This is a genomic window from Microbacterium sp. SORGH_AS_0421 (genome assembly GCF_030818635.1).
In the GTDB taxonomy this organism is placed as follows: domain Bacteria; phylum Actinomycetota; class Actinomycetes; order Actinomycetales; family Microbacteriaceae; genus Microbacterium.
In genome coordinates this window covers 1,988,330-2,014,146 of sequence record NZ_JAUTAO010000001.1, presented here as the reverse complement: position 1 = coordinate 2,014,146, position 25,817 = coordinate 1,988,330, and the positions used below count along the sequence as shown (strand labels likewise).

The following is a 25,817-nucleotide window of genomic DNA, read 5'->3' as shown; positions in this document are numbered from 1 at the left end:
CGTCAGTACCAGATGTCGAGCAGCGGGGCGACCTCGGGGGCGAAGACGCGGTCGAGGGATGCCAGGACGTCGGCGTCGCCGTGCACGAGACCCGCGAGCGCGAGCTCGGCCGAACGGACCCCGCCGAGAAGGAGCGAGCTGAGGGCACCGACGGTGAGCTCGACGTCGACCGGCCGGTCGCTCGCGGGCACGGCCTCCGCCTCGCCGTCCGCCGTGATGCGCAGGTTCCACGTGCCCTCGGCGAAGCCGAGCGGGTCGGCGACGCGCAGGACCACGTCGAGACCGGCCGCGTACCGGCGCGAGGCCAGCGCCCCGGGGACGTCGAGGATGCGCAACCAGTGATGGTCGGTGAGCGTCGCCGTCACCGCGCGGCGGTCGGCGACCATCCACTGCACGGGGGGCACGGCCGGCTGCAGCCACGCCTTCACCCGACCGACGAGGTCGTGCTCGAGCGCGAACCGCCACAGGGCAGCCGAGGCCTCGCCGTCGACGGCGAAGATCGCGCGTACCTCGAGATCGTGTGCGGAGAAGTCGTCGCGCTCGTCGATCACGTAGACGAGGATCCCCGTCTCGTCACCGTCGGCGGTGCGGTACGAGACGGCGCGCACCTTCTCGCCGGACTTGTCGCCCGGCGCGAGACCGGCCACGCCACGCCACCGGCCATCCCACCCGGGGACGGACCCGGGACGCTGGAGGCGCACGCGCTCGTGCACAGCGCTCAGACGATCCGCCACCGCCTCACGCGGGACGAAGTCGAGACGCCCGGGAGACGACGGGCCGATCCAGCGGGCACGACCCGTGTCGACCTCGACATCCGAGGCCCACGCGGCGGGAGAGAACCCCCAGCGCCCGTAGATCGTGGCCTCGGTGACGGTGAGACCAGCGATGGCGAAGCCCGCCGCCGCTGCCGTGCGCAGCTCGCCGCCGATCATCGCGCGGGCGATACCCCGCCGGCGATGCGTCGCCGCGACCGTGACGGCGCTGATCGACCACAGCGGCGTCGTGCGCCCGGGCGACGTCGTGAGCTCCGACGCCCACGAGTCGATCGTGCCGACGGGCACCTCGGGCTCAACCCCCCGGCGGTCGTAGACCGCCGTGAGACGGCGGGTCCGCAGGGTCGTGCGCGCGTTCTCGGCCTCGTCGTCTGTCGACTCCCCGCCCAGGAAGCCCCGGGCCACCGCGCGCTGGAAGGGACGGAACCCCTCTCCCTCGGCATCCACACGCGCGTACTCCAAGCCGGAGGCGGCGAGGTCGGCGGCGGAGGTCTGGTCGAGGGGCAGCGTCAAGGTGTCGGTGGATGCCATGACCCCAGCCTAGGGATCACCTCCGACACCCGCCGGGTCGGCGCGGGTGCCGTCAGTGCGTCGCCTGAATGGCGCGAAGGCGCGAGAGCACCTGATCGCGGAGTTCGTCGGGAGCCGTCTCTTTGCACGCACGGGCGACCACCTCGGTCAGCGTGCGCGCCACGAGGGCCTCGTCCTGGCATCCGGGACAGTTCTCGAGGTGCTCGCGGATATCGGTGTGCTGGGTCTTGCAGACCTCGTTGCGGAGGTATTCCTCGAGGTCGCGTCGCGCCTCGTCGCAGCCGCAGTCGCTCATTTCTTCTCTCCCGTCGCGGCCTGGATGCCGCGCTCCTTGGCGTAATCCGACAGCAGGTCGCGCAGCAGCCGCCGGCCGCGGTGCAGACGGCTCATGACCGTACCGATCGGGGTTTTCATGATGTCGGCGATCTCCTGGTAGGCGAAGCCCTCGACGTCGGCGAGGTACACCGCCATCCGGAAATCCTCGGGGATCGACTGCAGCGCGTCCTTGACGACGGATGCCGGCATGTGGTCGATCGCTTCGGCCTCGGCCGAACGGGCGCTGCTCGCGGTGGTCGACTCGGCTCCGCCGAGCTGCCAGTCCTCGAGGTCGTCGATCGCACTCTGATACGGCTCGCGCTGCTTCTTCCGATACGTGTTGATGTACGTGTTCGTCAGGATGCGGTAGAGCCACGCCTTGAGGTTCGTGCCCTGCGTGAACGTGGCCCACGAGCCGAAGGCCTTCACGAAGGTCTCCTGCACGAGATCGGCCGCGTCGGCCGGATTGCGCGTCATGCGCATGGCTGCGGCGTACAGCTGATCCATGAAGGGCAGAGCCTGCTCTTCGAACTGTTCGCGGGGCTCCACCTGCGGGCCGGCGTCTGCGGTGTCGTTCATCGCGCGCCAGTCTACGTCGGGCATGTCGACGGCCACCGGGATGGCCTGCGGCAAGCGGTCGCGTTCGAGAAGTGCGGTCACGTGTCCTCCCCTTTCAGTAGGCTAGGAACCGATGTCTCCCCTCGGGTATTCCCCTTCCGCCGCCAGTCCCCGCGGTGAGTGGGACGCGCCCGTCTCCGACGGGCCCGTGAATGCCGCGGTCACCGTGCCCGGGTCCAAGTCGTTGACCAATCGAGAGCTGATCCTCGCCGCCATCGCGGACGGCCCCGGCACGCTGCACGCCCCCCTGCACTCCGACGACTCCGCACGCATGGTCGACGCGCTGCGCGTGCTCGGCGTCGGGATCGACGAGATCGACACCGGCTCCCCTTTCGGCCCCGACCTGCTGGTGACGCCCCCCTCCTCTTTCGCGGGCGACGGCACGATCGACTGCGGGCAGGCGGGAACCGTCATGCGGTTCATCGCTCCGGTGGCCGGATTCGCCCGGGGCGACGTGCGCGTCACCGCCCATGAGAGCGCATTGCACCGCCCCATGGGGGCGATGATCCACGCCCTGCGCGACGTAGGCGTCGACATCGACGACGGCGGCCACTGGGCGCTCCCCTTCTCGGTCCGCGGGCACGGACACGTGCGAGGCGGCGAGGTCGAGATCGACGCGAGCCAGTCGAGCCAGTTCGTCTCGGGCCTTCTTCTCGCGGCCGCGCGTTTCGACGTCGGACTCCACCTCCGCCACGTCGGCTCGCGCCTGCCGAGCATCCCGCACATCGACATGACCGTCGAGGCCCTCGCCCACCGTGCCGTGCACGTCGAACGTCCCGCACCCGGCGAGTGGGTCGTGCCCGCGGGACCCGTGCGCGCGAAAGACGTGGCGATCGAACCCGACCTCTCCAACGCCTCCCCGTTCCTCGCCGCTGCAATGGTCACGGGCGGCTCGGTCACCGTCACGGGCTGGCCCCTGCACAGCACGCAGCCGGGTGCCCTCCTCGTCGACATCCTCGCCGAGATGGGAGCCCGCGTCAGTCGCCGCGGCGGTGCCCTCACCGTGGCCGCCGGCGATGACGGCATCCTGGGCGTCGAACTCGACCTGTCGGCGGCGGGCGAGCTCGCCCCCACTCTCTTCGGCCTGGCCGCCTTCGCGGACGGGCCGACCACGCTGCACGGCATCGGCCACATCCGCGGCCACGAGACCGACCGCATCGCGGCCCTCGTCGGCAACCTGCGCTCGCTCGGCGGCGAGGCGCACGAGCTCGAAGACGGCATCCGCATCGTCCCGCGGCAGCTGACCGGCGGTGAGTGGAAAGCGCACCACGACCACCGCTTGGCCACCACCGGCGCCCTGATCGGGCTTCGCGTGCCCGGCGTGCGCATCGACGACATCGGTACGACCGCCAAGACGCTCCCCCAGTTCGCGGGCCTGTGGCAGAGCATGCTCGACGACTCGCGCCCGTGAACGGGGACTGACGCGTGAGCTGGCTCGACGATCCCGACGACGACGAAGACGACCTCCGGTACGACGAGTCGTCCATCCGGGTGCGTCCCAACCCGAAGGCGAACAGGCCCCGCACCAAGCGACGCCCCGCCCACGCCGACGCGCAGATCGCCCGTGTGCTCGGAGTCGACCGCGGCCGGTACACGGTGCTCGTCGACGAAGACGGCCCCGACGAGCGCCGGGTGCTGGCCACCCGCGCCCGCGAGCTCCGCAAGCAGCCCATCGTCAACGGCGACCGCGCCCGCGTCGTCGGCGACCTCTCGGGCGACGAGGGCACTCTCGGGCGCATCATCGGCCTCGAGGAGCGCACGTCTCTGCTGCGTCGGAGCGCCGACGACACCGACCAGGTCGAGCGCGTGATCGTCGCCAACGCCGATCAGATGCTCGTCGTGGTCGCCGCGGCCGACCCCGAGCCCCGCGCCCGTCTCGTCGACCGTTATCTGGTCGCGGCGTTGGATGCCGGCATCCGCCCCCTGCTCGTCGTCACCAAGACCGACCTGGCCGACCCGACCGAGTTCCTCGCGCACTTCGTCGGACTCGACCTGCGGGTGTTCACCAGCGCCCAGGGCGAGATGCCCCTCGACGAGATCGGCGAGGCGCTCGTCGGCCATTCGACCGTGTTCGTCGGGCACTCGGGCGTCGGTAAGTCGACCCTGGTCAACGCGCTCACCGGCTCGGAGCGCGCGATCGGGCACGTCAACACCGTCACCGGTCGCGGCCGCCACACCTCGTCGTCGGCGGTGTCGCTGCGCTACCGCGGCCGCGACGGCTCGGGCTGGGTCATCGACACCCCGGGCGTGCGATCTTTCGGGCTGGGCCACGTCGACCCCGCCCACGTGCTCGGCGCCTTCACGGATCTGGCCGAGGTCGCCGAGGAGTGCCCGCGCGGCTGCACCCACCTCCCCGATGCCCCCGACTGCGCGATCATCGAGGCAGTGGAGTCCGGACGCCTCGGACCCGGAGCCGCCGCCCGGCTCGACTCGCTGCAGCGGCTGCTGACGACGTTCCAGGGCATCGAGCGTTCTAGGCTGGAGGGGTGACGAACCTCGAAAAGGGCGATATCGCCCCCGACTTCACCCTCCTCGACCAGGACGAACACCCCGTCTCGCTGGGCGACTTCCGCGGCCGCCGCGTGATCCTCTACTTCTACCCCGCGGCCCAGACCCCGGGGTGCACCACCCAGGCCTGCGACTTCCGCGACAGCCTGGCCTCGCTGCAGGGCGCCGGCTACACGGTGCTCGGCATCTCGCGCGACCTGCCCGAGAAGCTGCGCGCCTTCCGCGACAGCGACGCGCTGACGTTCCCGCTCCTCAGCGACGCCGACCACGCCGTCCACGAGGCCTACGGCGCTTGGGGCGAGAAGCAGAACTACGGGAAGACGATCACCGGCGTGCTGCGATCCACGTTCGTCGTCGACGAGGAGGGCAAGATCCTCGAGGCGATGTACAACGTCAAGGCCACCGGCCACGTGGCGCGTCTGCGCAAGAACCTGGGGCTGGCCGCAGCCTGACCTGCGACGCCCACGACCCCGCCCCGCGACAGCGGTAGGCGGGGTCTTCTCGTGAGGGCGACGCGTCAGTCGTCGTCGCGGCGGCGCGGAGCCGCCGCGCGCACCGCCAGGGCGAGCAGCACCAGGCCGACGACAGCGGGGACCGCGATCAGCACGGCGATCCCGGGAGACGCCCACTCCCCCGTAACGGCGCCGATGGCCACCGACAGGATCAGCAGTTGCGTCACGATCCCGCCCGATCGGCCGGCGGAGACGTCGCGAGCGGTCGCGACGCCGAACGCGCCGACGATGGCCGCGCCGATCACGGTGAGCACGATGAGGGCGATCGAGCTGACCGCCGAGTCGGTGTCTCCGCCGATGAGGGCGACCGTCTGCCAGCCCGCGAGGGCCAGGATGCCGACACTCTCGAGCCCCAGGAGAGCTGCGGCCGCAAGACGAATCGGCATCAGGAAAGCCTCCCCGGCGGGCGCACCTGCGCCGTTACGATCTGGAAACCTACCGGTTACCTCTTGATCAGGCGGAATCGCTATGGGAGCATGGAACAAGCCGTGTGCTCCCACAGCGAAGTGGGGCGAGCAATCGCTCGCGTTCCCACCAGGGTACCGGACCCGAATCCCGGTGCCGAATCGACCAATTTTCTGTAACAAGGAGCACCCCCATGGATTGGCGCGACAAAGCAGCCTGCCTGACCGTCGACCCCGAGCTGTTCTTCCCGGTCGGCAACACCGGCCCCGCGGTCGACCAGATCGAGAAGGCCAAGTCGGTCTGTGCACGCTGCACCGTCACCGAGGTCTGCCTGCAGTACGCCCTCGAGTCCGGTCAGGACTCGGGCGTCTGGGGCGGTCTGAGCGAAGACGAGCGCCGCGCGCTCAAGCGCCGCGCTGCTCGCGCCCGCCGCGCCTCCTGACCACAGTCGCACGAAGAAGCCCGCCCCTCTCGAGGCGGGCTTCTTCGCGTTGTCGAGGTGGAGGGATCGGCGCGTCAGGCCGCGGAGCCGCCGATGTAGCGCAGCGGGATCTCGATCGTGACCTCGGTGCCGCTGCCCATCAACGTGTGCCAGTCGATCGTGCCACCGAGTTCGCCCTGGATGAGGGTGCGGACGATCTGCGTGCCGAGACCCCGGCCCACCTGCCCCTCGGGCAGGCCGACGCCGGTGTCGCGCACGCTGACCTCGAGCATTTCGCCGCTGCGCTCGGCCGCGATCTCGACATCGCCCTCCTGCCCGGCGAGGCCGTGCTCGACGGCGTTGGTCACGAGCTCGGTGAGGGCCAGGGCGAGGGGCGTGGCGAACTGGCTGGGGAGCGTTCCGAACTTGCCCGTGGTCCGCGTGCGAGCACGGGTGTTCGGGGCCGCGGCCACCTCGGCGACGAGCTTGAGCACGCGAGCGAAGACGTCGTCGAAATCGACGTTCTGCGCGAGCCCCTCGGAGAGGGTGTCGTGCACCACCGCGATCGCCGAGACACGACGCATGGCCTGCGTGAGGGCATCTCGCGCCTCGTCGGAATGCGTGCGGCGCGCCTGGATGCGCAGCAGCGAGGCGACCGTCTGCAGGTTGTTCTTGACGCGGTGGTGGATCTCGCGAATCGTCGCGTCCTTGGTGATGAGCTCCTGCTCCTGGTGGCGGATCTCGGTGACATCGCGGCTGAGCACGATCGCGCCGATGCGCGTGCCGCGGTCGCGCAGCGGAATGGTGCGCAGTGACACCTGCACACCGCGCGCCTCCATGTCGGCTCGCCAGGGAGCGCGGCCGCTCACCACGACGGGGAGCGACTCGTCGACGTCCTGGCGCTTGGCGGGAAGGATCCGGGCGGTCACCTCGGCCAGCGACTCGCCCTCGAGCTCGTCGTCGAAGCCCATGCGGTTGAAGGCCGAGAGGGCGTTGGGGCTCGCGAAAGTGGTGATGCCGTCGACGTCGAGGCGGATGAGTCCGTCGGAGGCGCGGGGAGCACCGCGTCGCGGAGCGGTGGGAGCCGAGAGGTCGGGGAACTCGGCCGAGGCGATCATTCCGAACACGTCGTCCGCGCAGTCGTTGAACGTGATCTGCTGCCGCGACGGGGTGCGCGTCTCGCCGAGGTTGGTGTGGCGGGTCAGCACACCCACCGTCGTGACCGCGTACCCCTCGCGCGAGAGCTCGCGCACGATCGGTACCGCACGCACGCGAGTGGGCGTCTCTTCGAACCAGTCGGGGGATGCCGAGTCGACGATGCGACCGCTCTGGAAAGCCTCGCGCACCTGGGTACGCCACTGCGGACGCACGCGGTCGCCGACGATGTCGCGGTAGAACAGCGTCGCCGCTCCCCCGGGCCGCGTGTGGGCGACAGCGACGAAGGAGTCGTCGGGGGTGGGGACCCAGATGACGATGTCGGCGAACGCCAGGTCGGCCAGCAGCTGCCCGTCGCCCGCCAGCCGGTGCAGCCACTCGACGTCCGCCTCGCTGGAGCGGCCCTGGGCGTAGACGAGTTCACTGAGTGTCGACACCCCTCCACCCTACGGGGAGCCCTCGTCTCGGTCGGCCGTCGCGGGCGCGTTCCCGACGAGGGATGAGGATCCGGGCGAATCTCGAGGCGACGGAAACAGGTCAGGGGGCTACCGGACAGACGATAAGTCCCCTGCCGTTGCGGGCATTCTGCCGGCCTCGGAACGACTGGCGGGGTGGCGGGTGACTTCTCCGCGTCCCCAGGACGGTGGACATAATGACCGCATGACGGAAAGGGACTCACCCAGAGGACGATTTGCGGCGCCGGACGCCGTCGCCGAAATGCTCGGGATCACGCATGCGGACGTGCGGTCTCTGATCCGCGAAGGACGACTCCGGGGTCTCCCGGTGGGGTCTCCCCCGCGGTGGCGGATCGACCTCGACAGCGTCGACGATTATCTCGACGAGCAGGCCGAACTCACGCGTCGCGCGGCCCTGTGGCAGCAGTCGCAAGCGGCCAGCTTCCCGGAGCTGTGGGGGCGCGGCGCGGTCCGTCACGACGACTGATCACCCGCTCCTCCCCGATCTCACCCCGCGGGCGAGTAATCCACAGCCACAGCGAATGCCCCACCGGGTGTGCGTGTCCACGCCTACTGTCGGCGTCATCCCCGCCCGCTGGACGCACGACCGACAGATTGAGGATCCATGCCCGAAGCAGCCCGGCGACCCGAGGACGCACGATGTGCGCCGCAGAACGCGTGCGACCTGAACGCCCTCGGGACGAATTCGTCCCCGGAGACTCCCTCGCCGGTCGAGGTGTTCGTTGGCAACATGGTGCGCGGCATCCTCGAGGTGGTCGCCGGCGTCCGAGACCCGGAGCAGTTGGCCCGGTGGATGTCGGAGGAGGTCTATCGAGCCCTGCTCACGCGCACAAGCCTGGCCACGCGAGCGCGCAGCGCTCGACGCGTGCAGGTCTACCGCGTCATGCACGAGATCCGAAGCGTGCGCCTGTTCTCCCCGCGAGACGGCGCGATCGAAGCCACGGTCGTCGTGTCGGGCCGCATGCGCACCCGAGCGGTGGCCCTGCGCCTCGAGTCCATCGAACGGCGATGGCGCATCACGGCGCTCAGCCTGCTGTGACGCGTGCGATCACGCTCCGGGCGCGTGTGTCAGGGGCGCCAGGACGCGAGGAAGTTCCCCAGGCGCTCGATCGCGTCGCTGATCACGCGGGCTTCGGGGAGCGTCACGATACGCACGTGGTCGGTCGCGGGCCAGTTGAAGCCCGACCCCTGCACGAGCAGCACGTGTTCGGCGAGCAGGAAGTCGCGCACGAACTTGCCGTCGTCGGGGATCTCGTACACCTCGGGGTCGAAGCGCGGGAACGCATACAGCGCACCGCGCGGCATGACGCACGAGACGCCGGGGATCGCCTCGAGGCCCTGCCACGCGGCATCCCGTTGCTCGTGAAGACGCCCCGCCGGGGCGATGAGCGCATCGATCGACTGCACGCCCGAGAGCGCCGCCTGGACGGCGAACTGCGCCGGCACGTTCGGGCAGAGCCGAGTGGATGCCAACAGGTTGATCCCGTGCAAGAAGCCCTGCGCGTGCTTCTTGGGGCCGGTGATCGCGAGCCAGCCGGAGCGGTATCCCGCCACCCGGTAGGTCTTGGACAGGCCGTTGAAGGTCAGGCAGAGCAGGTCGGGGGCGACCGTGGCCATGGGGATGTGCACCGCGTCGTCGAAGAGGATGCGGTCGTAGATCTCGTCGGCCAGCAGCAGCAGCGAGTGCTCGCGGGCGATGTCGGCGATGCCCTCGAGGATCTCGCGCGAGTACACCGCTCCCGTGGGGTTGTTCGGGTTGATCACGACGATCGCCTTGGTACGGGGGGTGACCTTGGAGCGGATGTCCTCGAGGTCGGGCTGCCACTCGCGCTGCTCGTCGCAGAGGTAGTGCACGGGGGTGCCGCCGCCGAGGCTGGTCATCGCCGTCCACAGCGGGTAGTCGGGGGCGGGGATGAGCACCTCGTCGCCCTCGTCGAGCAGGGCCTGCATCGTCATCGTGATCAGCTCGGACACGCCGTTGCCCAGGAACACGTGGTCGGGGTCGAGGTGCGGGAAGTCGGGCTCCTGCTCGTAGCGCGAGACGACCGCGCGCCGAGCCGACAGGATGCCGCGGCTGTCGCTGTAGCCGTGAGCGTTGGGGACCGAGGCGATCATGTCGCGCACGATCTGGTGCGGCGCCTCGAATCCGAAGATCGCCGGGTTGCCCGTGTTGAGTTTGAGGATCGCGTGGCCCTCGGCCTCCAGACGGTCGGCCTCGACAAGGGCCTCCCCGCGGATCTCGTACAGGACGTCCTTCAGCTTGGATGACTGGTCGAGGGGGCGCAGCGAGCTCATCGGTTCAGGATATCCCCGCCCGCATCCGGCCAATCGACACCGCGTGGCCCCCGCCGGGCGAAGGCGGCCCCAGGCGAGGCGGCGGAGAGCTGCCCTCGGAAACGACGGATGCCGCGCCCCCGACCTCGGGGCGCGGCATCCGTCGTGCGATCACTTCTTCTTGGCGGCGCGACGGTCGGCGCGGTTGCTCGCGGCCGGCTCGTCACCCGAGGGCACGCGTTGACCGAAAGCTCCGCGGGCGGCAGGAGCCTGCTCGGCGGCGGGCTCGGCCTGCTGCTCGGCCTGGCGGAGACGGTTGGTCGCCGCCTGCTGAACCTGACCGCGGTCGTTGCGAACCTCGACCTCTCCGGCGTCGTTCGCCGCGGAGTACTCGAGGCGCTGCGTCTCGACGGGCGTCGGGGCGAGTCCCTTGGCCTCGACCTGCGCCTCGTCGCCCTCGACCTTTCGGACCTCGACCTCGAGGTTGTAGAGGAAGCCGACCGACTCCTCCTTGATCTGCCCCATCATGGACTGGAACATCTGGTACCCCTCGCGCTGGTACTCGATGAGCGGGTCGCGCTGGGCCATGGCGCGCAGGCCGATGCCGTCCTTGAGGTAGTCCATCTCGTAGAGGTGCTCGCGCCAGCGGCGGTCGAGCACCTGCAGCACGACACGGCGCTCGAGCTCGCGCAGCGCCTGCTCGCCGAGGGCCTTCTCGCGGTTCTCGTACGCGATACGGGCGTCGGAGATGATCTCGCGCTTCAGGCCCTCGGGCGTGATGCGGCCCTTGTTGCCCCCGGCCTCGGCCACGACCTCGTCGATCGTGACGCTTACGGGGTACATGGTCTTCAGCTCGGTCCACAGGGCGTCGAAGTCCCACGACTCGGTGTGGCCCGAACCGGTGTGGTCGTCGATGACGGCGGTGATCGCGTCCTCGATGAAGTGCTGGACGCGGTCGGCGATGTCGTCGCCCTGCAGCATGTGCCGACGGTCGGCGTAGATCGCCTCGCGCTGACGGTTCAGCACGTCGTCGTACTTCAGGACGTTCTTGCGCATCTCGGCGTTGCGCGACTCGACCTGCGACTGCGCGCTCTTGATCGCGCGCGAGACCAGGCCGGACTCGATCGCGACGTCGTCGGGGAAGTTCGTGCGCGCGAGGATCGCCTCGGCGGCGCCCGACTGGAACAGACGCATCAGGTCGTCGGTCAGCGACAGGTAGAAGCGACTCTCACCGGGGTCGCCCTGACGGCCCGAACGACCGCGCAGCTGGTTGTCGATGCGGCGCGACTCGTGGCGCTCGGTACCCAGCACATACAGCCCGCCGGCCTCGACGACCTTCGCGGCCTCTTCGGCCACGGTGTCGCGCATGCTCTGGTAGACGGTGTCCCACTCCGACTCGTAGGCCTCGGGGGTATCGACGGGATCGAGGTTCTTCGCCTTCATCTCCTGCACGGCGAGGAACTCGGCGTTACCGCCGAGCATGATGTCGGTACCGCGGCCGGCCATGTTGGTGGCGACGGTGACGGCACCCAGACGACCCGCGCGCGCGACGATCTCCGCCTCGCGAGCGTGGTTCTTGGCGTTGAGAACCTCGTGGCGCACGCCCTTCTTGGCCAGCAGGCGCGAGAGGTACTCGCTCTTCTCGACGCTCGTGGTGCCGACGAGGACCGGCTGGCCCTTCTCGTGGCGCTCGACGATGTCTTCGACGACCTGCGCGAACTTCGCCGTCTCGTTCTTGTAGACGAGGTCGGACTGATCCTTGCGGATCATCGGCTTGTTGGTCGGGATCGGCACCACGCCGAGCTTGTAGGTCGACATGAACTCGGCCGCCTCGGTCTCGGCGGTACCGGTCATACCGGCGAGCTTGTCGTAGAGGCGGAAGTAGTTCTGCAGCGTGACGGTGGCGAGCGTCTGGTTCTCGGCCTTGACCGGGACGCCCTCCTTGGCCTCGATCGCCTGGTGGATGCCCTCGTTGTAGCGGCGACCCACGAGGATGCGACCGGTGTGCTCGTCGACGATCATGACCTCGTCGTTCATGACGACGTAGTCGGTGTCGCGCTTGAACAGCGCGATCGCCTTGATCGAGTTGTTGAGGAACGAGATCAGCGGGGTGTTAGCCGACTCGTACAGGTTGTCGATGCCGAGGTAGTCCTCGACCTTCTCGATACCGGGCTCGAGCACGCCGATCGTGCGCTTCTTCTCGTCGACCTCGTAGTCGACGCCCGCTTCGAGGGTACGGGCGAGCTTGGCGAACTCGGCGAACCAGCGGTTGGCTTCACCGGATGCCGGGCCCGAGATGATCAGCGGGGTGCGGGCCTCGTCGATGAGGATCGAGTCGACCTCGTCGACGATCGCGTAGAAGTGACCGCGCTGCACGAGGTCTTCCTTGCGCCACGCCATGTTGTCGCGGAGGTAGTCGAAGCCGAACTCGTTGTTCGTGCCGTAGCTGATGTCTGCCTCATACTGCTCACGCCGCACCTCGGGGGTCTGACCTGCGACGACCGTTCCCGTCGTCATGCCCAGGGCGCGGTAGACGCGACCCATGAGCTCGGACTGATAGCTCGCGAGGAAGTCGTTGACCGTGATGACGTGGACGCCCTGGCCCGCGATGGCGTTGAGGTAGGCCGGGAGAGCGGCGGTCAGGGTCTTGCCCTCACCGGTCTTCATCTCGGCGATGTTGCCCAGGTGAAGGGCCGCGCCGCCCATGATCTGCACGTCGTAGGGGCGCTGTCCGAGCGTGCGCTTGGCGGCCTCTCGGACGGCCGCGAACGCCTCGGGCATGAGCTGGTCGAGCGTCTCACCGGCTTCGTAGCGGGCGCGCAGTTCGACCGTCTCGTTGCGCAGCTCGTCGTCGGTGAGCTGCTCGTAGTCCTCTTCAAGCGCTCCGGTCGCTTTCACGACCCCCTGCAGTCGGCGCAGGATGCGGCCCTCGCCGGCGCGCAGCAGTTTCTCGAGCGGATTGGCCACGAAGCATCTCCATCTGTCGGGTGCGGCGCCCGCGTGGACGCCGGCCTGCGAACAGGCATACATCGCCCATGCTATCCGTGTTACCCGTTCGTGACCTGCGAGCGAGCCACAATCCGATCGCGCGGCAGCGCGCCCGCAGCGAACACACGGCGACGGCGGGGAGGGCGACGCCTAGGATCGAGCCATGGCCGGTTTCTGGGGCAAGAGGAAGCGCGAAGAACAGGACGCGGCGGATGCCGATCTGGCACGCCGAGCGGAGCTTGCGATCGTCGCGGCCGACGAGCGTGTCCGCCTGACCTCGGACGAGCTCGACTTCGCCCGCGCCGAGCTCGGCGACAAGGCGACGGAAGACCTCGCGGCGGCTCTCGATTCCGTGCGAACCCACCTCGCCGAGGCGTTCCAGCTGCATCAGCTCAACCACGACGAGATCCCCGACACGAAAGAAGAGCTGCGCACGCGCAATGCGCGCATCGTCCAGCTCTCGCAATGGGCCGAGGACCTGCTCGAGGAGCGCACCCAGGTTCTGCAGCCCAAGATCGACGCCGTGCGCCGCGCCCCCGAGACGCTGGCTCGCGTGCGAGCCGACCGTGAGCGGCTGGCGCAGCGCATCCCCAACGCCCGGGAGGTCGTCGACAGGCTCTCCCGCCGGTACAGCGACTCCGCCCTGGCGCAGATCGGCGGCAACCCCGAAGAGATCGAGCAGCTCCTCGACTTCGCCGTGCACACCGCCGCCGTATCGGAACGTCGACGCGAGGCGGGCCAGCGCGAGCAGGCCTCCGTCGCCCTCGAGGCCGCCACCGAGGCCGCTCGTCGAGCCGAATCGCTCCTGGATGCCGTGGACACCTTCGAGATCGAGGCCCTCCGCGCCGAGTCCACCCTCGCCGCCGTGGTCGACGACTCGCGCAACGACCTCATCGAGGCGCGTCTGGGAGCGCAGACCCCCGCCGTCACCCAGGCGATGGCCGCGCTTCAGCAGGCGCTCACGGCCCTCCCCGCCTCGGGAACCCGCAGCGACCCCTTCCAGGCTCTGTCGTCGCTGCGGCAGGCCAACGCGGATCTCGACCTCGCCCGCGAGCGGGCGGCCCGCCCCGTCCCCTCCCAGGATCAGGTGGAGCACGCCATCGACGATGCCGACCGCCAGATCGCCGTCGCGCGCGGCCTCATCACCGGGCATCGGGGCTGGATCGGAGCCGATGCTCGCACGCGCTTCGTCGAGGCCGAGCGGCTGCGCGCGGGTCTGCCGCTGGGCCCCGTGCCCGAGGACCAGCGTGAGACGGCGCTCGCCACCGCACGACGCGCCGGGGCACTGGCATCCGAGGCCCTGCAGATCGCCCAGCGCGACATCGAGCAATCCCGCCCGAACGACTGGGGCAATGACGGCCGGGGAGGCGGTTACGGTCGGGGAGGCGGCATGGGCGGCGGCAACATGGTCGGCGGCATGCTCGGCGGTCTCGTCATCGGCTCTCTGCTCGGCGACATCTTCGACGGCTGAGCGCGGGCGTCTGCGCCCGCGGCATCGCCCGCACGACAAAGCCCCCGGTCCGAGGACCGGGGGCTTCGTGGCGTTCTCAGGTCAGGATGCGACCTCGACGGCGGGTGCCGCCTGGGTCGCGAGGGCGATCACACCGTAGTCCCAGCCCTTGCGTCGGTAGACGACACTCGGGTGGTCGGTGCGGGCGTCGATGAAGAGGAAGAAGTCGTGGCCGACGAGCTCCATGCGGTCGACGGCGTCTTCGACCGTCATCCACTCGGGACCGAACTCCTTCTGGCGGATGACGACGGGCGAGTAGTCCTCTTCTTCGGCCCCGGCCTCTTGCACGGGGATCGAACCGGTCGCGACGGCGCGCAGCACCTCGACGGAGGCGGGCTCGACGTCGATACCCGAGAGCTCGCCGGTGCCCTTCTCGAACTTCGCACCGCGGGGGTGGTTGCGGGCGTCGATGCGCTTGTCCTTGGCGCGACGCACCTGTTCGGAGATCTTGTCGACCGCGAGATCGAGGGCCGCGAACTTGTCGGTGTCGGTCGCCTCCGCACGAACGACCGGGCCCTTGCCGTCGAGCGTGAGCTCGACCGTGTCGTCCTCCAGACGACCGTTGCGATAGGAGCGATGAGTCACCTTGACCTCGAGCGCCTGAGCGCGAGGCGCGAGGTGCTCGATGCGGCTGACCTTCTCTTCGACGACCGAGCGAAAACGGTCGGTGATACCGACTCCCACTCCGACGATGTTGGTGTCCATCAGTGACCTCCTTGTTCCGGGTTCCGCCCGGTCTAAGGGCGGAACATCCGTCGCCTTCAGTCATCCCCACGCTAGTAGTCCGACACCGCCGTGTCACGTCTCAATCACCCGGGATTCACCTTCGAAGCTCCTTCGACGCGGCGTGTCCGCCAGCGCCAGGGCGACGACCTCGTCGGCTCCCGCGGCACGGAGGGCGCGCGCCGCCTCGGCCAAGGTCGCCCCCGTGGTGACGACGTCGTCGAGGACCACGACCGTGCCGCCCGCGATCGGTCGGCTCACGAACGCTCCCCCGACGTTCTCTCGTCGCGCGCGGCGTCCGAGACCCCTCTGGTCGTCGGTGGCACGGGCCACCCGCAGCAGCCGCTCGTGCCTCCACCCCGCGCGGCGCATCAGCACGTCGAGCGGTCGGAACCCGCGACGGCGGAATGCCGCGCGCGTGCCCGGGACGGTGGTGAGGACGGCACCGGCGGACACCGAGAGGCGCAGCAGCTCATCGAGCGCCGGGGCGAGGTCGCGGGCGAGAGAGGTGCGGCCCTCCTCCTTGATCGCGCGGATGACGCGGGCCGCCACGCCCTCGAAGACGAGGACGCTCGTCACGGACAGGCCCGGCTGAATGGGGCGCCGGATCCGCCTGGCGTTCAGGGCGTCACGGCATCCGCGACACAGGTCCGAATCGACGACGCCGCAGCCCGCGCAGGAGACGGGCAACCAGAACGTCAGGGCATCGCGGAAGGAGCGGGTGAGCGCAGCGTGAAGCGACATGCGCCCAGGGTGCCCGGGGCCCGCCGCCGCGCGCACGCGCCGAAGCCCTACTCGGGGAGAACGCCCCGCAGACCCCGGGTGGGGAGGAGCCCTAGGAGGTGGTGCCCTGCTGGGCGGCGAGCACGCGGATGTCGGTGGCCACCAGCGTCCACGAGCTTCCGCGCCGGCTGTACAGGCGACCGGCGTTGTCGAGCACGCGCACGCTCGTGCTCCCCGCGGCGAGGGTGGTGGCGCCGTCGGGAGCCGCGGCCTCGGTTCCTCGCCCGCCGACGTTGAGCTCGCGCAGGCGGCCGGCGCCGTCGACGTCGGCGAGGACTCCCACCGTGGTGTCGTCGAGCCAGGCCAGCTCGAAAGCGCCCTGCTGAGAGAACGACAGCACGTGCGGGACGCCGAGGTCGACCGCGCCGCCCTCGCGCTCGATGCCGGCGACCCACACCTCGCGCGTACCCGAGACCGTGACGATCGCCGCCACCCGCGTCCCGTCGCGCGAGATCTGCATCGCGCTGATCTCGGAGGCGTCGGGCCAGGCGTTGCCGACGTTGCGCGGAACGCCCTCGGCGGAGATGGCACGCAGCTGCGTCGGCGCGGAGCTGGGCACGCTCCAGATCGCACCCTCGGCGTCGATCGTGGGGGCGATCAACCCGGGGCGGTCGTCCAGCAGGAACGTGCGTCCGTCGGCCAGCGCACTCGCCACGCTCCCCTGCTGCGTCCGGACGGCCGCGAGGCTCCGGTCGGCCTCGAGCTCGACCGAGGCCGGCGCGAGCGACTCGATCGCATCGGACAGCCCGCCGAGGGTTTCGACCGTGTCTCCGGCGAGCGCACCGAACACGCCGGCGGTGGTGAGCACCGCGGGAGAAGGATCGACCCGGGTGACGCGCACCGACACCTCGGAGGCGGGTACCGGGGTACCCTCCACCGTCATCTGGACCTCGCTGATACCGGCCGTGACCAGACTCTTGGACAATTGCGTCTGCATCCGGTCGAGCGTCGTGCGATCCAGACTCAGCGCGGTGCGCGGCAACTGCACCTGGGCGACGCCGCTCGAGGACAGCGTCACCGAACGGCCCACGAGGGAGAGCTCGTCGGGGAACGCCGTCTTGACCGCACCGGCGAGCCACGCGCTGGGCTGGCCGTCGACGAGGGCCGTCGCCACGCGGCTGGCCACGAGCGCCCGGGGGAACCAGCGGACGTCGGGCACGATGAAGCTCCACGTGGGATCGAAGTACGCGATGGATGCCGACTGGTAGACGGTCGGGAACACCTCCTCGTACAGTACGACCCCGTCGGGAGCCGAGGTGATGCGCCACTGGTCGTCGATGCGCGCGAGGGTGAACGACAGCGACTCCGCGGTGCCCGAGGCCGTCGGGGCGTAGGCGCCGTCGGCATCCACTCCCGCCACCGTGGTGAGCGAGACGGTGACGCCGGTGCCGACGGCGTTCGCGACGGCGCGGCGATCGGCGAGGCGGTCGATGGTGACGCGGGCGCGGGGGTCCCACTGCGTCCCGGACGCCAGGAAGAGCTTCGCCGTGGCCCAGTCGTCGGCGGGGCCGGAACCGGCGCGCAGGAACCCCTCCACGATCTCAGCGGGAGAGGCGTCGTCCTGCGGTCCGTCGGGGACGAAGGCGAAGGCCTGGGTGTCGTCGACCTGCGGGCCGCGCCCGGGATTGACGTAGCCGGAGGTCGGCAGACCCGTGCACGCGGTCAGCGCGAGCACCAGGGCGAGGCTGACGAGGGCGAGGGCGCGTCTCATGTCGTCTTCCTCACTCCGGGCCGGGTCGAGATGGGCTGCGTCAGGCCCAGGGCTTCGAGGGCTCCGCCCTGTTCGTCGTCGGGCACGAGGGGCAGGGGCGAACTGCTGACCGGCTGACCGGCTCGCGGCAGCGTGAGCACGAAGTTCGAGCCGCGTCCGGGCTCGGACCACACCGACAGGGTACCGCCGTGCAGCTTGGCGTCGCCGAGGGCGATCGACAGACCGAGGCCGGTACCGCCGATGGTGCGCACTCGCGAGGGGTCGGCGCGCCAGAAGCGGTCGAAGACGCGCTCCACGTCGTCGGGCAGCATGCCCAGGCCGAAGTCGCGGACGCCGAGGGCAACGGCATCCCGATCACTGTCGACCGACACCACGATCGGGCGCCCCTCGCCGTGCTCGATCGCATTGCCGAGAAGGTTGCGGACGATCCGGCGGACGCGTCGGGCGTCCATGTCGACCGGCGTGTAGCCGCCCGGGGCGACGAGGCGCACGTCGGAGCCGTGCCCCTCTGCGAGCTGCTGCATCGAGAGGATGACGTCTTCGGCCAGATGGGCCAGACTCGTCGCCTCGAGCTCGAGCTGGACGGAGCCGGCGTCGTAGCGGCTGATCTCGAGCAGGTCGGTGAGGAGCACCTCGAATCGCTGCACCTGCGCGTGCAGCAGCTCCGCGGCGCGACCGGTCGCGGGATCGAACTCCTCGCGCTGGTCGTTGATCATGTCGGCGGCGAGCTTGATCGTCGTGAGGGGTGTGCGCAGCTCGTGCGACACGTCGGAGACGAAGCGCTGCTGCACGAGCGAGAGGTCGGCGAGTTCTTTGATCTGCGACTCGATGCTGTCGGCCATCGCGTTGAACGAGCGGTTCAGGGTGGCGAGCTCGTCCTCGCCGCGCACCGGGAGCCGTACGCCGAGATCGCCCGCCGCGAACTTGGCGCTGGTCTCGGCGGCATCCGCGATCGGTGTGGTCACGGATCTCAGGACGAACCACGCGATCGCACCGATCAGCAGCACGAGCACGAGGCCCACCACCCACAGCAGCACCTGCACGAAGGCGAGAGTCTGCGAGGCGCTCGTGAGGTCGTACCCCATGTAGAGCTCGTACGAGTCGACCCCGTCCTCCGCGGGGAAGCGCAGTTGATGACCGACCAGGATGCCGGGCACCTCGCGGCCGTCGTCGGCGGGGAGCGCCACGGACTGCCACCACTGCAGATCGGGGCTCGACTGCACCTGGGTGCGCAGGGCGTCGGTGACCATGCCGGACTCGAAAGCCGGGGAGATGAACGGCTGCGGAGCCAGCGGGGAGGGCGGTCCGATGCGGTAGAGGGCGATGAGATCGCTCGAGGACTGCTGCGACAGACGCGTCGCGATGCCGTTCATGAGGGTCTGCGCCGCGGCCGGATCGGTCGAGTCGACGGCGGCGTCGAGGGTCGCCTGGGCTGCGGCGGTGGCGCGCTGGGCCTCGAGCAGCACCTGATCCTTGCGGGCCGTGAACAACTCGTTCTGGATCACGAGCGCCATGGCGACGCAGGTGACGAGGATGGTCACGGCGGTGAGCGTCACCGTCAGCACGATCGTGCGGAAGCGGAGCGAGCGACGCCACAGCGTCGCCAGACGATCGCGCACCACGCGCCAATCGCGCCATCCCCGTACCCGCTGCCGCGGGAGGGTGCGCACCGCGCCCGTCATGAGGGGCTCAGGCCACCGCGCCGGCGCGGTAGCCCACGCCGCGCACGGTTGTCACGATGCGCGGGTTGTCGGGATCGGCTTCGATCTTCGCGCGCAGACGCTGGACGTGCACGTTCACCAGGCGGGTGTCGGCCTTGTAGTGGTAGCCCCATACCTGCTCGAGGAGCATCTCTCGGGAGAAGACCTGCTGGGGCTTCTCGGCGAGGGCGACGAGGAGCTCGAATTCGAGAGGGGTCAGGGCGATGGGGGCATCGCCGCGGCGGACCTCGTGCGCGGCGACGTCGACGACGAGGTCGCCGATGCGCAGCGTCTCATCGACCGGAGCCTGCACGGGGCGCAGGCGCGTGCGGATGCGGGCGACGAGCTCCTTCGGGTTGAAGGGCTTCATGATGTAGTCGTCGGCGCCCGACTCGAGCCCCTTGACCACATCGGCCGTGTCGGTGCGCGCAGTGAGCATGATGATCGGCACGCCGGACTCCGCGCGAACGCGCGTGCAGATCTCGATGCCGTCGACGCCCGGGAGCATGAGGTCGAGCAGGATGAGGTCGGGGCGCTCGGTGCGCCAGGCGTCCACCGCTTGCGCACCGTCGGCGCAGAACACCGTGTCGAATCCTTCGGTGCGCAGCACGATGCCGATCATCTCGGCCAGCGCGGTGTCGTCATCGACAACCAGGATCCGTGAAGTCATTCGGGTGTACGTCTTCCGTCTCGAAACCCGCTCGGGGACGGGCACTACGCCCCGGGTAGGGGCACGTCCCATCGAGAGTAGTCGACCTGCCTGCACGACAGGCGTGCGTGTCGGGGGTGTGTGACACGATGAGGTCACCGCCATGTGACCAGGAGGGGCCCCACATGACCGCGTACCCGGCTTGGACTCCGGCATCACGCCCGGGGATCGTTCCGCTGCACCCCTTCGGGTTCGGCACGATCCTGGGCCGATCGTTCGTCGCTCTCCGGCACAATCCGAAGGTGCTGCTGGGCTTCGCCCTCGCGGTGCAAGCCGTGGCGTACATCATCGTGACAGCGGCGATCGCCGGGGTGGCCATCGCCAGCTTCTCCCGGCTCGACACCGTTGCATACGGCAGCGACGACTACGACGCGATCCTCGCGGGCTCGGTCGCCCTCACCGCCGTCGCGGCTCTCGTGCTCGGCATCCTCTCCGGGGTGCTGGGGGTCGTCGTGCAGGGCATCGTCGTCGCCGAGGTCGCGCACGCGGTGGTCGCCGAGAAGCCGTCCCTTCGGGCCGTCTGGGCGCGGGTGCGCCCGGTGTTCTGGCGCCTGGTCGGCTACAGCGCACTCACGGTCGGCGCGGTGGTGATCCTCGTCGGGGTGCTCGCGGGGATCGTGGCGTTGCTGGTCATCGCCGCGACCTGGGTCGGCGCCCTCGTCGGCGTGCTGTTCTTCCTCGCGCTCATCCCGCTCTATCTCTGGTTGACGCCCAAGCTGTTCCTCGTCCCCTCCGTCATCATCCTCGAGCGGGCACCCGTCTTCCGCTCGATCGCACGGTCGTGGCAGTTGACCCGTGGGCGCTTCTGGTCGACGCTCGGCGTCGTCGTGGTCATCTCCTTCGCCTTCGGCGTCGTCGCTCAGATCATCTCGCTTCCCCTCAGCCTCCTCGCCGGCTTCGTGCCGTCGATCGTCGCCCCCACCGGCGAGAGCGGCGCCGGCGCCGTCGTCGGCGTCATCGTCCTGCAGGTCGTCGGGCAGTTCGGCATCCTGCTCGTGCAGTGCGTCGCTCTCGTGGTGCAGTCCACGTCCGCCGTGCTCGTCTACGTCGACGCCCGCATGCGCGTCGAGGGCCTCGACCACGACCTCCAGTCGTACGTCGAGGCGCGCGATTCCGGCACCACCGAGCTGAGCGACCCGTATCTCGTGGGCGTCGGCCGCATCGTCGAGCGCCCTGCCCCGGTGCCCTACGGGGCTCCCCCGGCGTTCGCGGGCTACGGGCCGCCGTCGGGGAACCCCGGGTACGTCGCACCGGCGGGGTACGGCGCCCCCGCGGCGGGAGGGTACGGTGCGGTGCCGCAGGGCTCCGTGACCCCCCAGCAGCAGCCCGCGCCGGGCTACGGCCCCCCGCCCCCCGCGGCCGCATCGGCGACCCCGCCGTATGCCGCGCCCACCGCCGCCCCCGCCCCGCACACGTTCCCCGCCCCCACGGCACCCGCGGTGTCGCAGGAGTCCCCCGCGGCACCGCCCGCGCCTCCCGCTCCGGACCGGGCGCAGACGACGTGGGCCGCCCCCGGCTCGAACGGCGACGCGTGATCCTCACGGCCATGGCAGCGGTCGCGCCGCTGCTTCCCGACCCCGACCAGGCCCGGGAGTGGGCCGAGCAGGAGCTCAGCGACCCCACCTATCAGGCCGCCGAGCCGAACCTGGTCGACCGTATCTCCCAGGCCGTCGGCAAGTTCCTCGAAGATCTGCTGCGCGTCCCCGAGAACGGCGGGTGGGGCCCGTCGGCTCTCGTCGTACTGGGCATCATCGTGGTCGCGCTGATCGTCGTCGCCCTGTTGATCTGGGGCCGACCGCGCCTGTCGACACGCGCCTCGGAACCGGCTCGCGCGCTGTTCGACCACGACGACGGCCGATCCGCCGAGGAACTCCGCACCGATGCGGCGGCCGCGGCCGACCGCGGGGCCTGGGACGACGCGATCGTGCTGCGGTTCCGCGCCTTCGCACGCGGCCTCACCCAACGCGGGCTCGTCGACCCGCCTCCCGGCGCCACGGCCCGCGCGTTCGCCCGCGAGACGGCGACAGCGCTGCCCGGGCTCATCCCGCTGCTCGATCCGGCCACGACGACGTTCGACGACATCCGATACCTGCGCCGCCCCGGCACCGAAGAGCGCTACCGGCTGGTCGCCGATCTCGACGCCGCCGCCGTTCGCGCGCGCGCTGTACCGGTGGCTCCCCGATGAGCGCCGAGACGGCCTCGGCGGCCCCGGTCCGCTCCCGCCGGAAGTCCGCCCTCGGGTGGGTCGCTCTCGCCGGGGGCCTCCTGCTCGCCGCGCTGGTGGGCGGCACCCTCGTCTACGGCGGGTACACGCAGCGAGCGATCCTCGATCCCGAGTCGGCCGGTTCGGACGGCACCCGCGCGGTCGTGCGCGTCCTCGAGCAGCACGGTGTCTCGGTCACGATCGCTCGAGACCGGGCCGCCGCCGAACGCGCACTCACGGGCGGTGACGCCACCCTCGTCCTGCGCGACGCGCCGATGCTGTCGGACGACGCCCTGCGCGATCTCACCGGCCGCGCGCGCCATGTCGTCCTCGTCGAGCCGCGATCCCGAGCGCTCGACGTGCTCCTCGACGGTTCCTCGCTCGGCGGATTCTCCCCCGACCTGTCCGCGAGCCCCGAGTGCGGTGTCCCCGCGGCCGCGAACGCCGGAGCGGCTCATGTGGGAGAACTCCTCCGCCCCGCGGACGGGGTCGAGGGGTGCTACCCCGTCGACGGCGAGTTCGGACTCCTGCAGTCCGAGGGTGTCGATGGACGAACGGTCACCGCCCTCGACGGGCTCTCGGTTCTCACCAATTCGTCCCTCCCCGTCGACGGCAACGCCGCTCTCGCCCTCGGCGTGCTCGGCCAGACCGACACCCTCGTCTGGTACGTTCCCTCGCTCTCCGACGCCGATCAGGGAACGGCCGCCCCCACCCTCGGCGATCTCACCCCCGCGTGGGTGACGCCGGCCATGCTGCTTCTTCTGACCGCGGCTCTCACCGCCGCGATCTGGCGCGGTCGCCGGTTCGGGCCGCTCGTCGCCGAGCGCCTGCCGGTCACGGTCCGCGCCGCCGAGACCACCGAGGGCCGTGCGCGCCTGTACGCCTCATCGAAAGACGCCGCACACGCCCTCGACGAGCTCCGTCGCGCCGCCCGCTCGCGTGTGGGGCGTCTGCTGGGGCTCACCGCCCGCACCTCACCGCACGACATCGCCGACGCCGTCGCACAGCGACTGGACGCGGACCGCGCGCGCGTGCGCGGCATCCTCGTCGACGACATCCCCCGCACCGACCGCGAACTCGTCGCGGCGGCCGACCGCCTCCGCGATCTCGAAGAGAGCGTGCGCGCCGCCGTCCGAACCGAAGGGACCACACGATGACCGACAGCCCCGAGACCACCGCAGCCGCGGCCTCCGTCGCGCCGAGCGACGACCACGCGCAGCTGCGCGATGCGATGCACCGCGTGCGCCTCGAGGTCGGCAAAGCCGTCGTCGGCCAGGACGGCACGATCACCGGCCTGCTCATCGCGCTGCTCTCCCGCGGCCATGTGCTGCTCGAGGGCGTCCCCGGCGTCGCCAAGACGCTGCTGGTGAGGTCGTTCAGTCGCGCGCTCGGACTCGACACCCGGCGCGTGCAGTTCACCCCCGATCTCATGCCCGGAGACGTCACCGGCTCCCTCGTCTACGACGCCCGCGCCGGCAACTTCGAGTTCCGCGCCGGTCCCGTGTTCACCCACGTGCTCCTGGCCGACGAGATCAACCGCACGCCCCCGAAGACCCAGGCGGCGCTGCTCGAGGCCATGGAGGAGCGCCAGGTCTCGTCCGACGGCGAGAGCCGCGCGCTGCCCGATCCCTTCCTCGTCGCCGCGACGCAGAACCCCATCGAGCACGAGGGCACGTACACGCTGCCCGAGGCGCAGCTCGACCGCTTCCTCCTGAAGCTCGTCGTCGACCTGCCCGGTCGCGACGCCGAGGTCGACGTGCTGCGTCGTCACGCCTCGGGCTTCGATCCCCGTCGCCTCGACGACGCCGGTGTCGCGGCGGTCGTCACGGCACCGCAGATCCTCGCGGCGCAGCGCGCAGCGGCATCGGTCTCGGTCGACGACGACCTGCTCGGCTACGTCGTCGACCTCGCGCGCGCGACCCGGCAGAGTCCCTCGGTGCTGGTCGGGGTCAGCCCACGCGCCTCCACGGGCCTGCTGGCCGCGGCCAAGGCGTGGGCCTGGCTGAGCGGCTACCCCGCCATCACCCCCGACCACGTGCAGACCATGCTCGTCCCGGTGTGGCGCCACCGCATTCGCCTCCGTCCCGAAGCCGAGATCGAGGGCGTCTCGGTGGATTCCATCCTCAGCTCCGTCCTGCAGCAGACCCGCGTTCCCATCTGATGTTCGTCACCGGCCGTCTCGCCCTGCTCGTCACGCTCGGCGTCGTCCCCCTCGTGCTCCTGAGCACGGCGGGGCTCTCGGCGTGGGCGGTCGCCGGCGGGTGGGTGCTGCTGTGCCTCATGCTGGCGATCGTCGACACGGTGCTCGCCGCCGACCCTCGACGGGTCGAGATCACCCGCACGCACCCCGAGCGGGCACTGCGCGACGAACCCGTATCCGGTGAGCTACGCGTGCGGAACCTCGGCACCCGTCTGCTCCGTGCCCGCGTCCGCGACGCGTGGCAGCCCACGGCCGGAGCGCCCGCGGAACGTCTGCGGCTCGTGGTCCCGCCCGGCGAGCGGCACGCCGCGCCTCTCCCCCTACGCCCCCGCCGCCGCGGCGAACTGCGCAGCGCCTTCGTCGTCGTTCGCGCGGCGGGCCCGCTGGGACTGGCCGGGCGCCAGGGCGTCGTGGACGCTCCCGGCCGGATCCGCGTACTCCCCCCGTTCACCTCGCGACGGCACCTCCCCTCGCGCCTGGCCCGGCTCCGCGAGCTCGACGGCAACACGAGCCTGCAGGTGCGCGGCCAGGGCACCGAGTTCGACAGCCTCCGCGAATACGTGCGCGGAGACGACGTGCGCTCGATCGACTGGCGCGCCACCGCCCGCGCGGGAACGACGATGCTGCGCACCTGGCGCCCGGAGCGCGACCGCCACGTCGTCGTCGTGATCGACACCGGGCGCACGGCCGCCGCTCGCGTGGGCGACGGCGTGCGCCTCGACGCGGCGATGGAGGCGGCGTTGCTGCTGTCGGTGCTGGCGACGCGCGCGGGCGACCACGTGCACCTGCTGATGTTCGACCGTCTGCCCCGAGCTCGCGTCACCCGCGTCGACGGCACCTCGCTCCTGCCCGCCCTGGTGGATGCCATGGCGCCCGTCGATCCGCAGTTGATCGACACCGACTGGGATGCCGCTTTCGCGCACGTGCGCGGCTTCGCGGTGCGTCCGGCTCTCGTCGTGCTGCTCACGGCGGCCGACGACCCCGAGGCCGCCCGCGCGTTCCTCGCCTCGCTTCCCGCGGTCGCCTCCCGCTCGCGCCTTCTGGTGGCCACCGCCACCGACGGACCCGGCGACACCCCCGTCCACCGGGACGCGTCCGACGTGTACGCCGCCGCCGCCGTCGAGCGCGCCCGGCACGACGCCGAGCGGGTTGCCGCGGCGATCGTGCGCGCGGGAGGCGATGCGGTGTCGGCGTCGGCCGACGATCTGCCCCCGCTCGTGGCCGACCGCTACCTCGCCCTGAAAGCGGCCGGTCGGCTCTAGCACACCCACCCCTCATGCAGCCTGCGACATATCTCGCGGC

Annotated in this window: 24 protein-coding genes; 12 read left to right on the top strand and 12 right to left on the bottom strand. The window is 70.7% G+C overall.

Translation table 11 applies throughout. The features are described 5' to 3' along the window. Nucleotides 1–2: 2 nt before the first annotated feature. The 3 genes from QE416_RS09525 to QE416_RS09515 are packed head-to-tail and all read right to left on the bottom strand — an operon-like array spanning nucleotide 3 to nucleotide 2,198. The gene (locus tag QE416_RS09525) at nucleotides 3–1,304 is read right to left on the bottom strand and encodes a GNAT family N-acetyltransferase (RefSeq protein WP_307315607.1); all 1,302 of its coding nucleotides are present in this window, start codon (nucleotides 1,302–1,304) and stop codon (nucleotides 3–5) included. 52 nt (nucleotides 1,305–1,356) lie between these two features. Continuing rightward, nucleotides 1,357–1,599, bottom strand: coding sequence for a zf-HC2 domain-containing protein (locus tag QE416_RS09520; RefSeq protein WP_210072072.1), 243 nt, complete (start codon nucleotides 1,597–1,599; stop codon nucleotides 1,357–1,359). Then, entirely contained in the window at nucleotides 1,596–2,198 is a 603-nt protein-coding gene (locus QE416_RS09515) for a sigma-70 family RNA polymerase sigma factor (protein ID WP_267789379.1), read from the bottom strand. The genes QE416_RS09520 and QE416_RS09515 overlap by 4 nt, the downstream gene beginning before the upstream one ends. A gap of 112 nt (nucleotides 2,199–2,310) precedes the next feature. Here QE416_RS09515 and aroA point away from each other — a divergent pair, with 112 nt between their 5' ends. Genes aroA through bcp form a run of 3 tightly spaced genes read left to right on the top strand, consistent with a single transcriptional unit; the run spans nucleotide 2,311 to nucleotide 5,197 of the window. Next, nucleotides 2,311–3,648 (top strand): 3-phosphoshikimate 1-carboxyvinyltransferase, encoded by a 1,338-nt coding sequence (aroA, locus tag QE416_RS09510; protein ID WP_307315606.1) that lies wholly within the window; start codon nucleotides 2,311–2,313, stop codon nucleotides 3,646–3,648. A 14-nt stretch (nucleotides 3,649–3,662) separates the two neighbouring features. Continuing rightward, nucleotides 3,663–4,727 (top strand): ribosome small subunit-dependent GTPase A, encoded by a 1,065-nt coding sequence (gene rsgA, locus QE416_RS09505; protein ID WP_267786413.1) that lies wholly within the window; start codon nucleotides 3,663–3,665, stop codon nucleotides 4,725–4,727. Next, the gene (gene bcp / locus QE416_RS09500; protein WP_210072075.1) at nucleotides 4,724–5,197 is read left to right on the top strand and encodes a thioredoxin-dependent thiol peroxidase; all 474 of its coding nucleotides are present in this window, start codon (nucleotides 4,724–4,726) and stop codon (nucleotides 5,195–5,197) included. The genes rsgA and bcp overlap by 4 nt, the downstream gene beginning before the upstream one ends. Nucleotides 5,198–5,262: 65 nt before the next feature. On the opposite strand, the gene QE416_RS09495 is transcribed toward bcp, so the two are convergent. Continuing rightward, nucleotides 5,263–5,643: a histidine kinase gene (locus tag QE416_RS09495; protein ID WP_267786410.1), complete on the bottom strand. Its 381-nt coding sequence runs from the start codon at nucleotides 5,641–5,643 to the stop codon at nucleotides 5,263–5,265. Between the two features lie 212 nt (nucleotides 5,644–5,855). Here QE416_RS09495 and QE416_RS09490 point away from each other — a divergent pair, with 212 nt between their 5' ends. Further along, a complete protein-coding gene (locus QE416_RS09490) occupies nucleotides 5,856–6,104 on the top strand; it encodes a WhiB family transcriptional regulator (RefSeq protein ID WP_013583608.1) in 249 nt (82 codons plus the stop codon). A gap of 74 nt (nucleotides 6,105–6,178) precedes the next feature. Here QE416_RS09490 and QE416_RS09485 read toward each other — a convergent pair whose 3' ends face one another. After that, nucleotides 6,179–7,675: a sensor histidine kinase gene (locus QE416_RS09485; RefSeq protein WP_210072077.1), complete on the bottom strand. Its 1,497-nt coding sequence runs from the start codon at nucleotides 7,673–7,675 to the stop codon at nucleotides 6,179–6,181. Nucleotides 7,676–7,898: 223 nt separating this feature from the next. Here QE416_RS09485 and QE416_RS09480 point away from each other — a divergent pair, with 223 nt between their 5' ends. Together QE416_RS09480 and QE416_RS09475 are read left to right on the top strand one after the other, a co-directional pair. Next, on the top strand, nucleotides 7,899–8,180 hold the full coding sequence (locus QE416_RS09480) for a helix-turn-helix domain-containing protein (protein ID WP_210072078.1): 282 nt from the start codon (nucleotides 7,899–7,901) through the stop codon (nucleotides 8,178–8,180). A gap of 138 nt (nucleotides 8,181–8,318) precedes the next feature. Continuing rightward, a complete protein-coding gene (locus QE416_RS09475; protein ID WP_307315598.1) occupies nucleotides 8,319–8,753 on the top strand; it encodes an Rv3235 family protein in 435 nt (144 codons plus the stop codon). 29 nt (nucleotides 8,754–8,782) lie between these two features. Here the strand turns inward: QE416_RS09475 and QE416_RS09470 are convergent, their stop codons facing one another. Together QE416_RS09470 and secA are read right to left on the bottom strand one after the other, a co-directional pair. Next, nucleotides 8,783–10,009: a pyridoxal phosphate-dependent aminotransferase gene (locus tag QE416_RS09470; protein ID WP_307315596.1), complete on the bottom strand. Its 1,227-nt coding sequence runs from the start codon at nucleotides 10,007–10,009 to the stop codon at nucleotides 8,783–8,785. Between the two features lie 150 nt (nucleotides 10,010–10,159). After that, on the bottom strand, nucleotides 10,160–12,955 hold the full coding sequence (secA, locus tag QE416_RS09465) for a preprotein translocase subunit SecA (RefSeq protein ID WP_307315595.1): 2,796 nt from the start codon (nucleotides 12,953–12,955) through the stop codon (nucleotides 10,160–10,162). A gap of 184 nt (nucleotides 12,956–13,139) precedes the next feature. Here secA and QE416_RS09460 point away from each other — a divergent pair, with 184 nt between their 5' ends. Then, nucleotides 13,140–14,447, top strand: coding sequence for a hypothetical protein (locus QE416_RS09460; RefSeq protein WP_267786401.1), 1,308 nt, complete (start codon nucleotides 13,140–13,142; stop codon nucleotides 14,445–14,447). An 81-nt stretch (nucleotides 14,448–14,528) separates the two neighbouring features. Here the strand turns inward: QE416_RS09460 and hpf are convergent, their stop codons facing one another. The 5 genes from hpf to mtrA form a co-directional block, all read right to left on the bottom strand. Continuing rightward, nucleotides 14,529–15,191: a ribosome hibernation-promoting factor, HPF/YfiA family gene (gene hpf / locus QE416_RS09455; protein ID WP_210072082.1), complete on the bottom strand. Its 663-nt coding sequence runs from the start codon at nucleotides 15,189–15,191 to the stop codon at nucleotides 14,529–14,531. A 93-nt stretch (nucleotides 15,192–15,284) separates the two neighbouring features. Further along, nucleotides 15,285–15,953 (bottom strand): ComF family protein, encoded by a 669-nt coding sequence (locus QE416_RS09450; RefSeq protein ID WP_307315592.1) that lies wholly within the window; start codon nucleotides 15,951–15,953, stop codon nucleotides 15,285–15,287. A gap of 91 nt (nucleotides 15,954–16,044) precedes the next feature. Next, the gene (locus QE416_RS09445) at nucleotides 16,045–17,703 is read right to left on the bottom strand and encodes a GerMN domain-containing protein (RefSeq protein ID WP_267786399.1); all 1,659 of its coding nucleotides are present in this window, start codon (nucleotides 17,701–17,703) and stop codon (nucleotides 16,045–16,047) included. Next, on the bottom strand, nucleotides 17,700–19,385 hold the full coding sequence (gene mtrB / locus QE416_RS09440; protein ID WP_307315590.1) for an MtrAB system histidine kinase MtrB: 1,686 nt from the start codon (nucleotides 19,383–19,385) through the stop codon (nucleotides 17,700–17,702). Before mtrB ends, QE416_RS09445 begins: the two co-directional genes overlap by 4 nt. A 7-nt stretch (nucleotides 19,386–19,392) precedes the next feature. After that, nucleotides 19,393–20,073 carry an MtrAB system response regulator MtrA gene (gene mtrA / locus QE416_RS09435; RefSeq protein WP_136586990.1) on the bottom strand — a complete coding sequence of 227 codons (681 nt, stop codon included), beginning with the start codon at nucleotides 20,071–20,073 and terminating at the stop codon, nucleotides 19,393–19,395. Nucleotides 20,074–20,237: 164 nt separating this feature from the next. Here mtrA and QE416_RS09430 point away from each other — a divergent pair, with 164 nt between their 5' ends. The 5 genes from QE416_RS09430 to QE416_RS09410 are packed head-to-tail and all read left to right on the top strand — an operon-like array spanning nucleotide 20,238 to nucleotide 25,777. Next, a complete protein-coding gene (locus QE416_RS09430; protein WP_307315588.1) occupies nucleotides 20,238–21,647 on the top strand; it encodes a glycerophosphoryl diester phosphodiesterase membrane domain-containing protein in 1,410 nt (469 codons plus the stop codon). Nucleotides 21,648–21,658: 11 nt separating this feature from the next. Then, complete coding sequence (locus tag QE416_RS09425) at nucleotides 21,659–22,297, top strand: DUF4129 domain-containing protein (protein WP_307315586.1); 639 nt, start codon at nucleotides 21,659–21,661, stop codon at nucleotides 22,295–22,297. Continuing rightward, entirely contained in the window at nucleotides 22,294–23,472 is a 1,179-nt protein-coding gene (locus QE416_RS09420; RefSeq protein ID WP_307315585.1) for a DUF4350 domain-containing protein, read from the top strand. Before QE416_RS09425 ends, QE416_RS09420 begins: the two co-directional genes overlap by 4 nt. Next, nucleotides 23,469–24,476: an AAA family ATPase gene (locus QE416_RS09415; protein WP_373458846.1), complete on the top strand. Its 1,008-nt coding sequence runs from the start codon at nucleotides 23,469–23,471 to the stop codon at nucleotides 24,474–24,476. Before QE416_RS09420 ends, QE416_RS09415 begins: the two co-directional genes overlap by 4 nt. Beyond that, entirely contained in the window at nucleotides 24,476–25,777 is a 1,302-nt protein-coding gene (locus QE416_RS09410; protein WP_307315584.1) for a DUF58 domain-containing protein, read from the top strand. Before QE416_RS09415 ends, QE416_RS09410 begins: the two co-directional genes overlap by 1 nt. Nucleotides 25,778–25,817: the final 40 nt, after the last annotated feature.

Coding starts and splice junctions, on each gene's coding strand:
- QE416_RS09475 (WP_307315598.1), top strand. CDS start 8,319: ATGCCCGAAGCAGCCCGGCGACCCGAGGACGCACGATGTGCGCCGCAG.
- QE416_RS09515 (WP_267789379.1), bottom strand. CDS start 2,198: ATGAACGACACCGCAGACGCCGGCCCGCAGGTGGAGCCCCGCGAACAG.
- QE416_RS09520 (WP_210072072.1), bottom strand. CDS start 1,599: ATGAGCGACTGCGGCTGCGACGAGGCGCGACGCGACCTCGAGGAATAC.
- QE416_RS09480 (WP_210072078.1), top strand. CDS start 7,899: ATGACGGAAAGGGACTCACCCAGAGGACGATTTGCGGCGCCGGACGCC.
- QE416_RS09490 (WP_013583608.1), top strand. CDS start 5,856: ATGGATTGGCGCGACAAAGCAGCCTGCCTGACCGTCGACCCCGAGCTG.
- QE416_RS09410 (WP_307315584.1), top strand. CDS start 24,476: ATGTTCGTCACCGGCCGTCTCGCCCTGCTCGTCACGCTCGGCGTCGTC.
- QE416_RS09420 (WP_307315585.1), top strand. CDS start 22,294: ATGAGCGCCGAGACGGCCTCGGCGGCCCCGGTCCGCTCCCGCCGGAAG.
- QE416_RS09445 (WP_267786399.1), bottom strand. CDS start 17,703: ATGAGACGCGCCCTCGCCCTCGTCAGCCTCGCCCTGGTGCTCGCGCTG.
- QE416_RS09470 (WP_307315596.1), bottom strand. CDS start 10,009: ATGAGCTCGCTGCGCCCCCTCGACCAGTCATCCAAGCTGAAGGACGTC.
- mtrB (WP_307315590.1), bottom strand. CDS start 19,385: ATGACGGGCGCGGTGCGCACCCTCCCGCGGCAGCGGGTACGGGGATGG.
- QE416_RS09450 (WP_307315592.1), bottom strand. CDS start 15,953: ATGTCGCTTCACGCTGCGCTCACCCGCTCCTTCCGCGATGCCCTGACG.
- mtrA (WP_136586990.1), bottom strand. CDS start 20,073: ATGACTTCACGGATCCTGGTTGTCGATGACGACACCGCGCTGGCCGAG.
- QE416_RS09430 (WP_307315588.1), top strand. CDS start 20,238: ATGACCGCGTACCCGGCTTGGACTCCGGCATCACGCCCGGGGATCGTT.
- QE416_RS09495 (WP_267786410.1), bottom strand. CDS start 5,643: ATGCCGATTCGTCTTGCGGCCGCAGCTCTCCTGGGGCTCGAGAGTGTC.
- QE416_RS09425 (WP_307315586.1), top strand. CDS start 21,659: ATGGCAGCGGTCGCGCCGCTGCTTCCCGACCCCGACCAGGCCCGGGAG.
- aroA (WP_307315606.1), top strand. CDS start 2,311: ATGTCTCCCCTCGGGTATTCCCCTTCCGCCGCCAGTCCCCGCGGTGAG.
- hpf (WP_210072082.1), bottom strand. CDS start 15,191: ATGGACACCAACATCGTCGGAGTGGGAGTCGGTATCACCGACCGTTTT.
- QE416_RS09525 (WP_307315607.1), bottom strand. CDS start 1,304: ATGGCATCCACCGACACCTTGACGCTGCCCCTCGACCAGACCTCCGCC.
- QE416_RS09460 (WP_267786401.1), top strand. CDS start 13,140: ATGGCCGGTTTCTGGGGCAAGAGGAAGCGCGAAGAACAGGACGCGGCG.
- QE416_RS09415 (WP_373458846.1), top strand. CDS start 23,469: ATGACCGACAGCCCCGAGACCACCGCAGCCGCGGCCTCCGTCGCGCCG.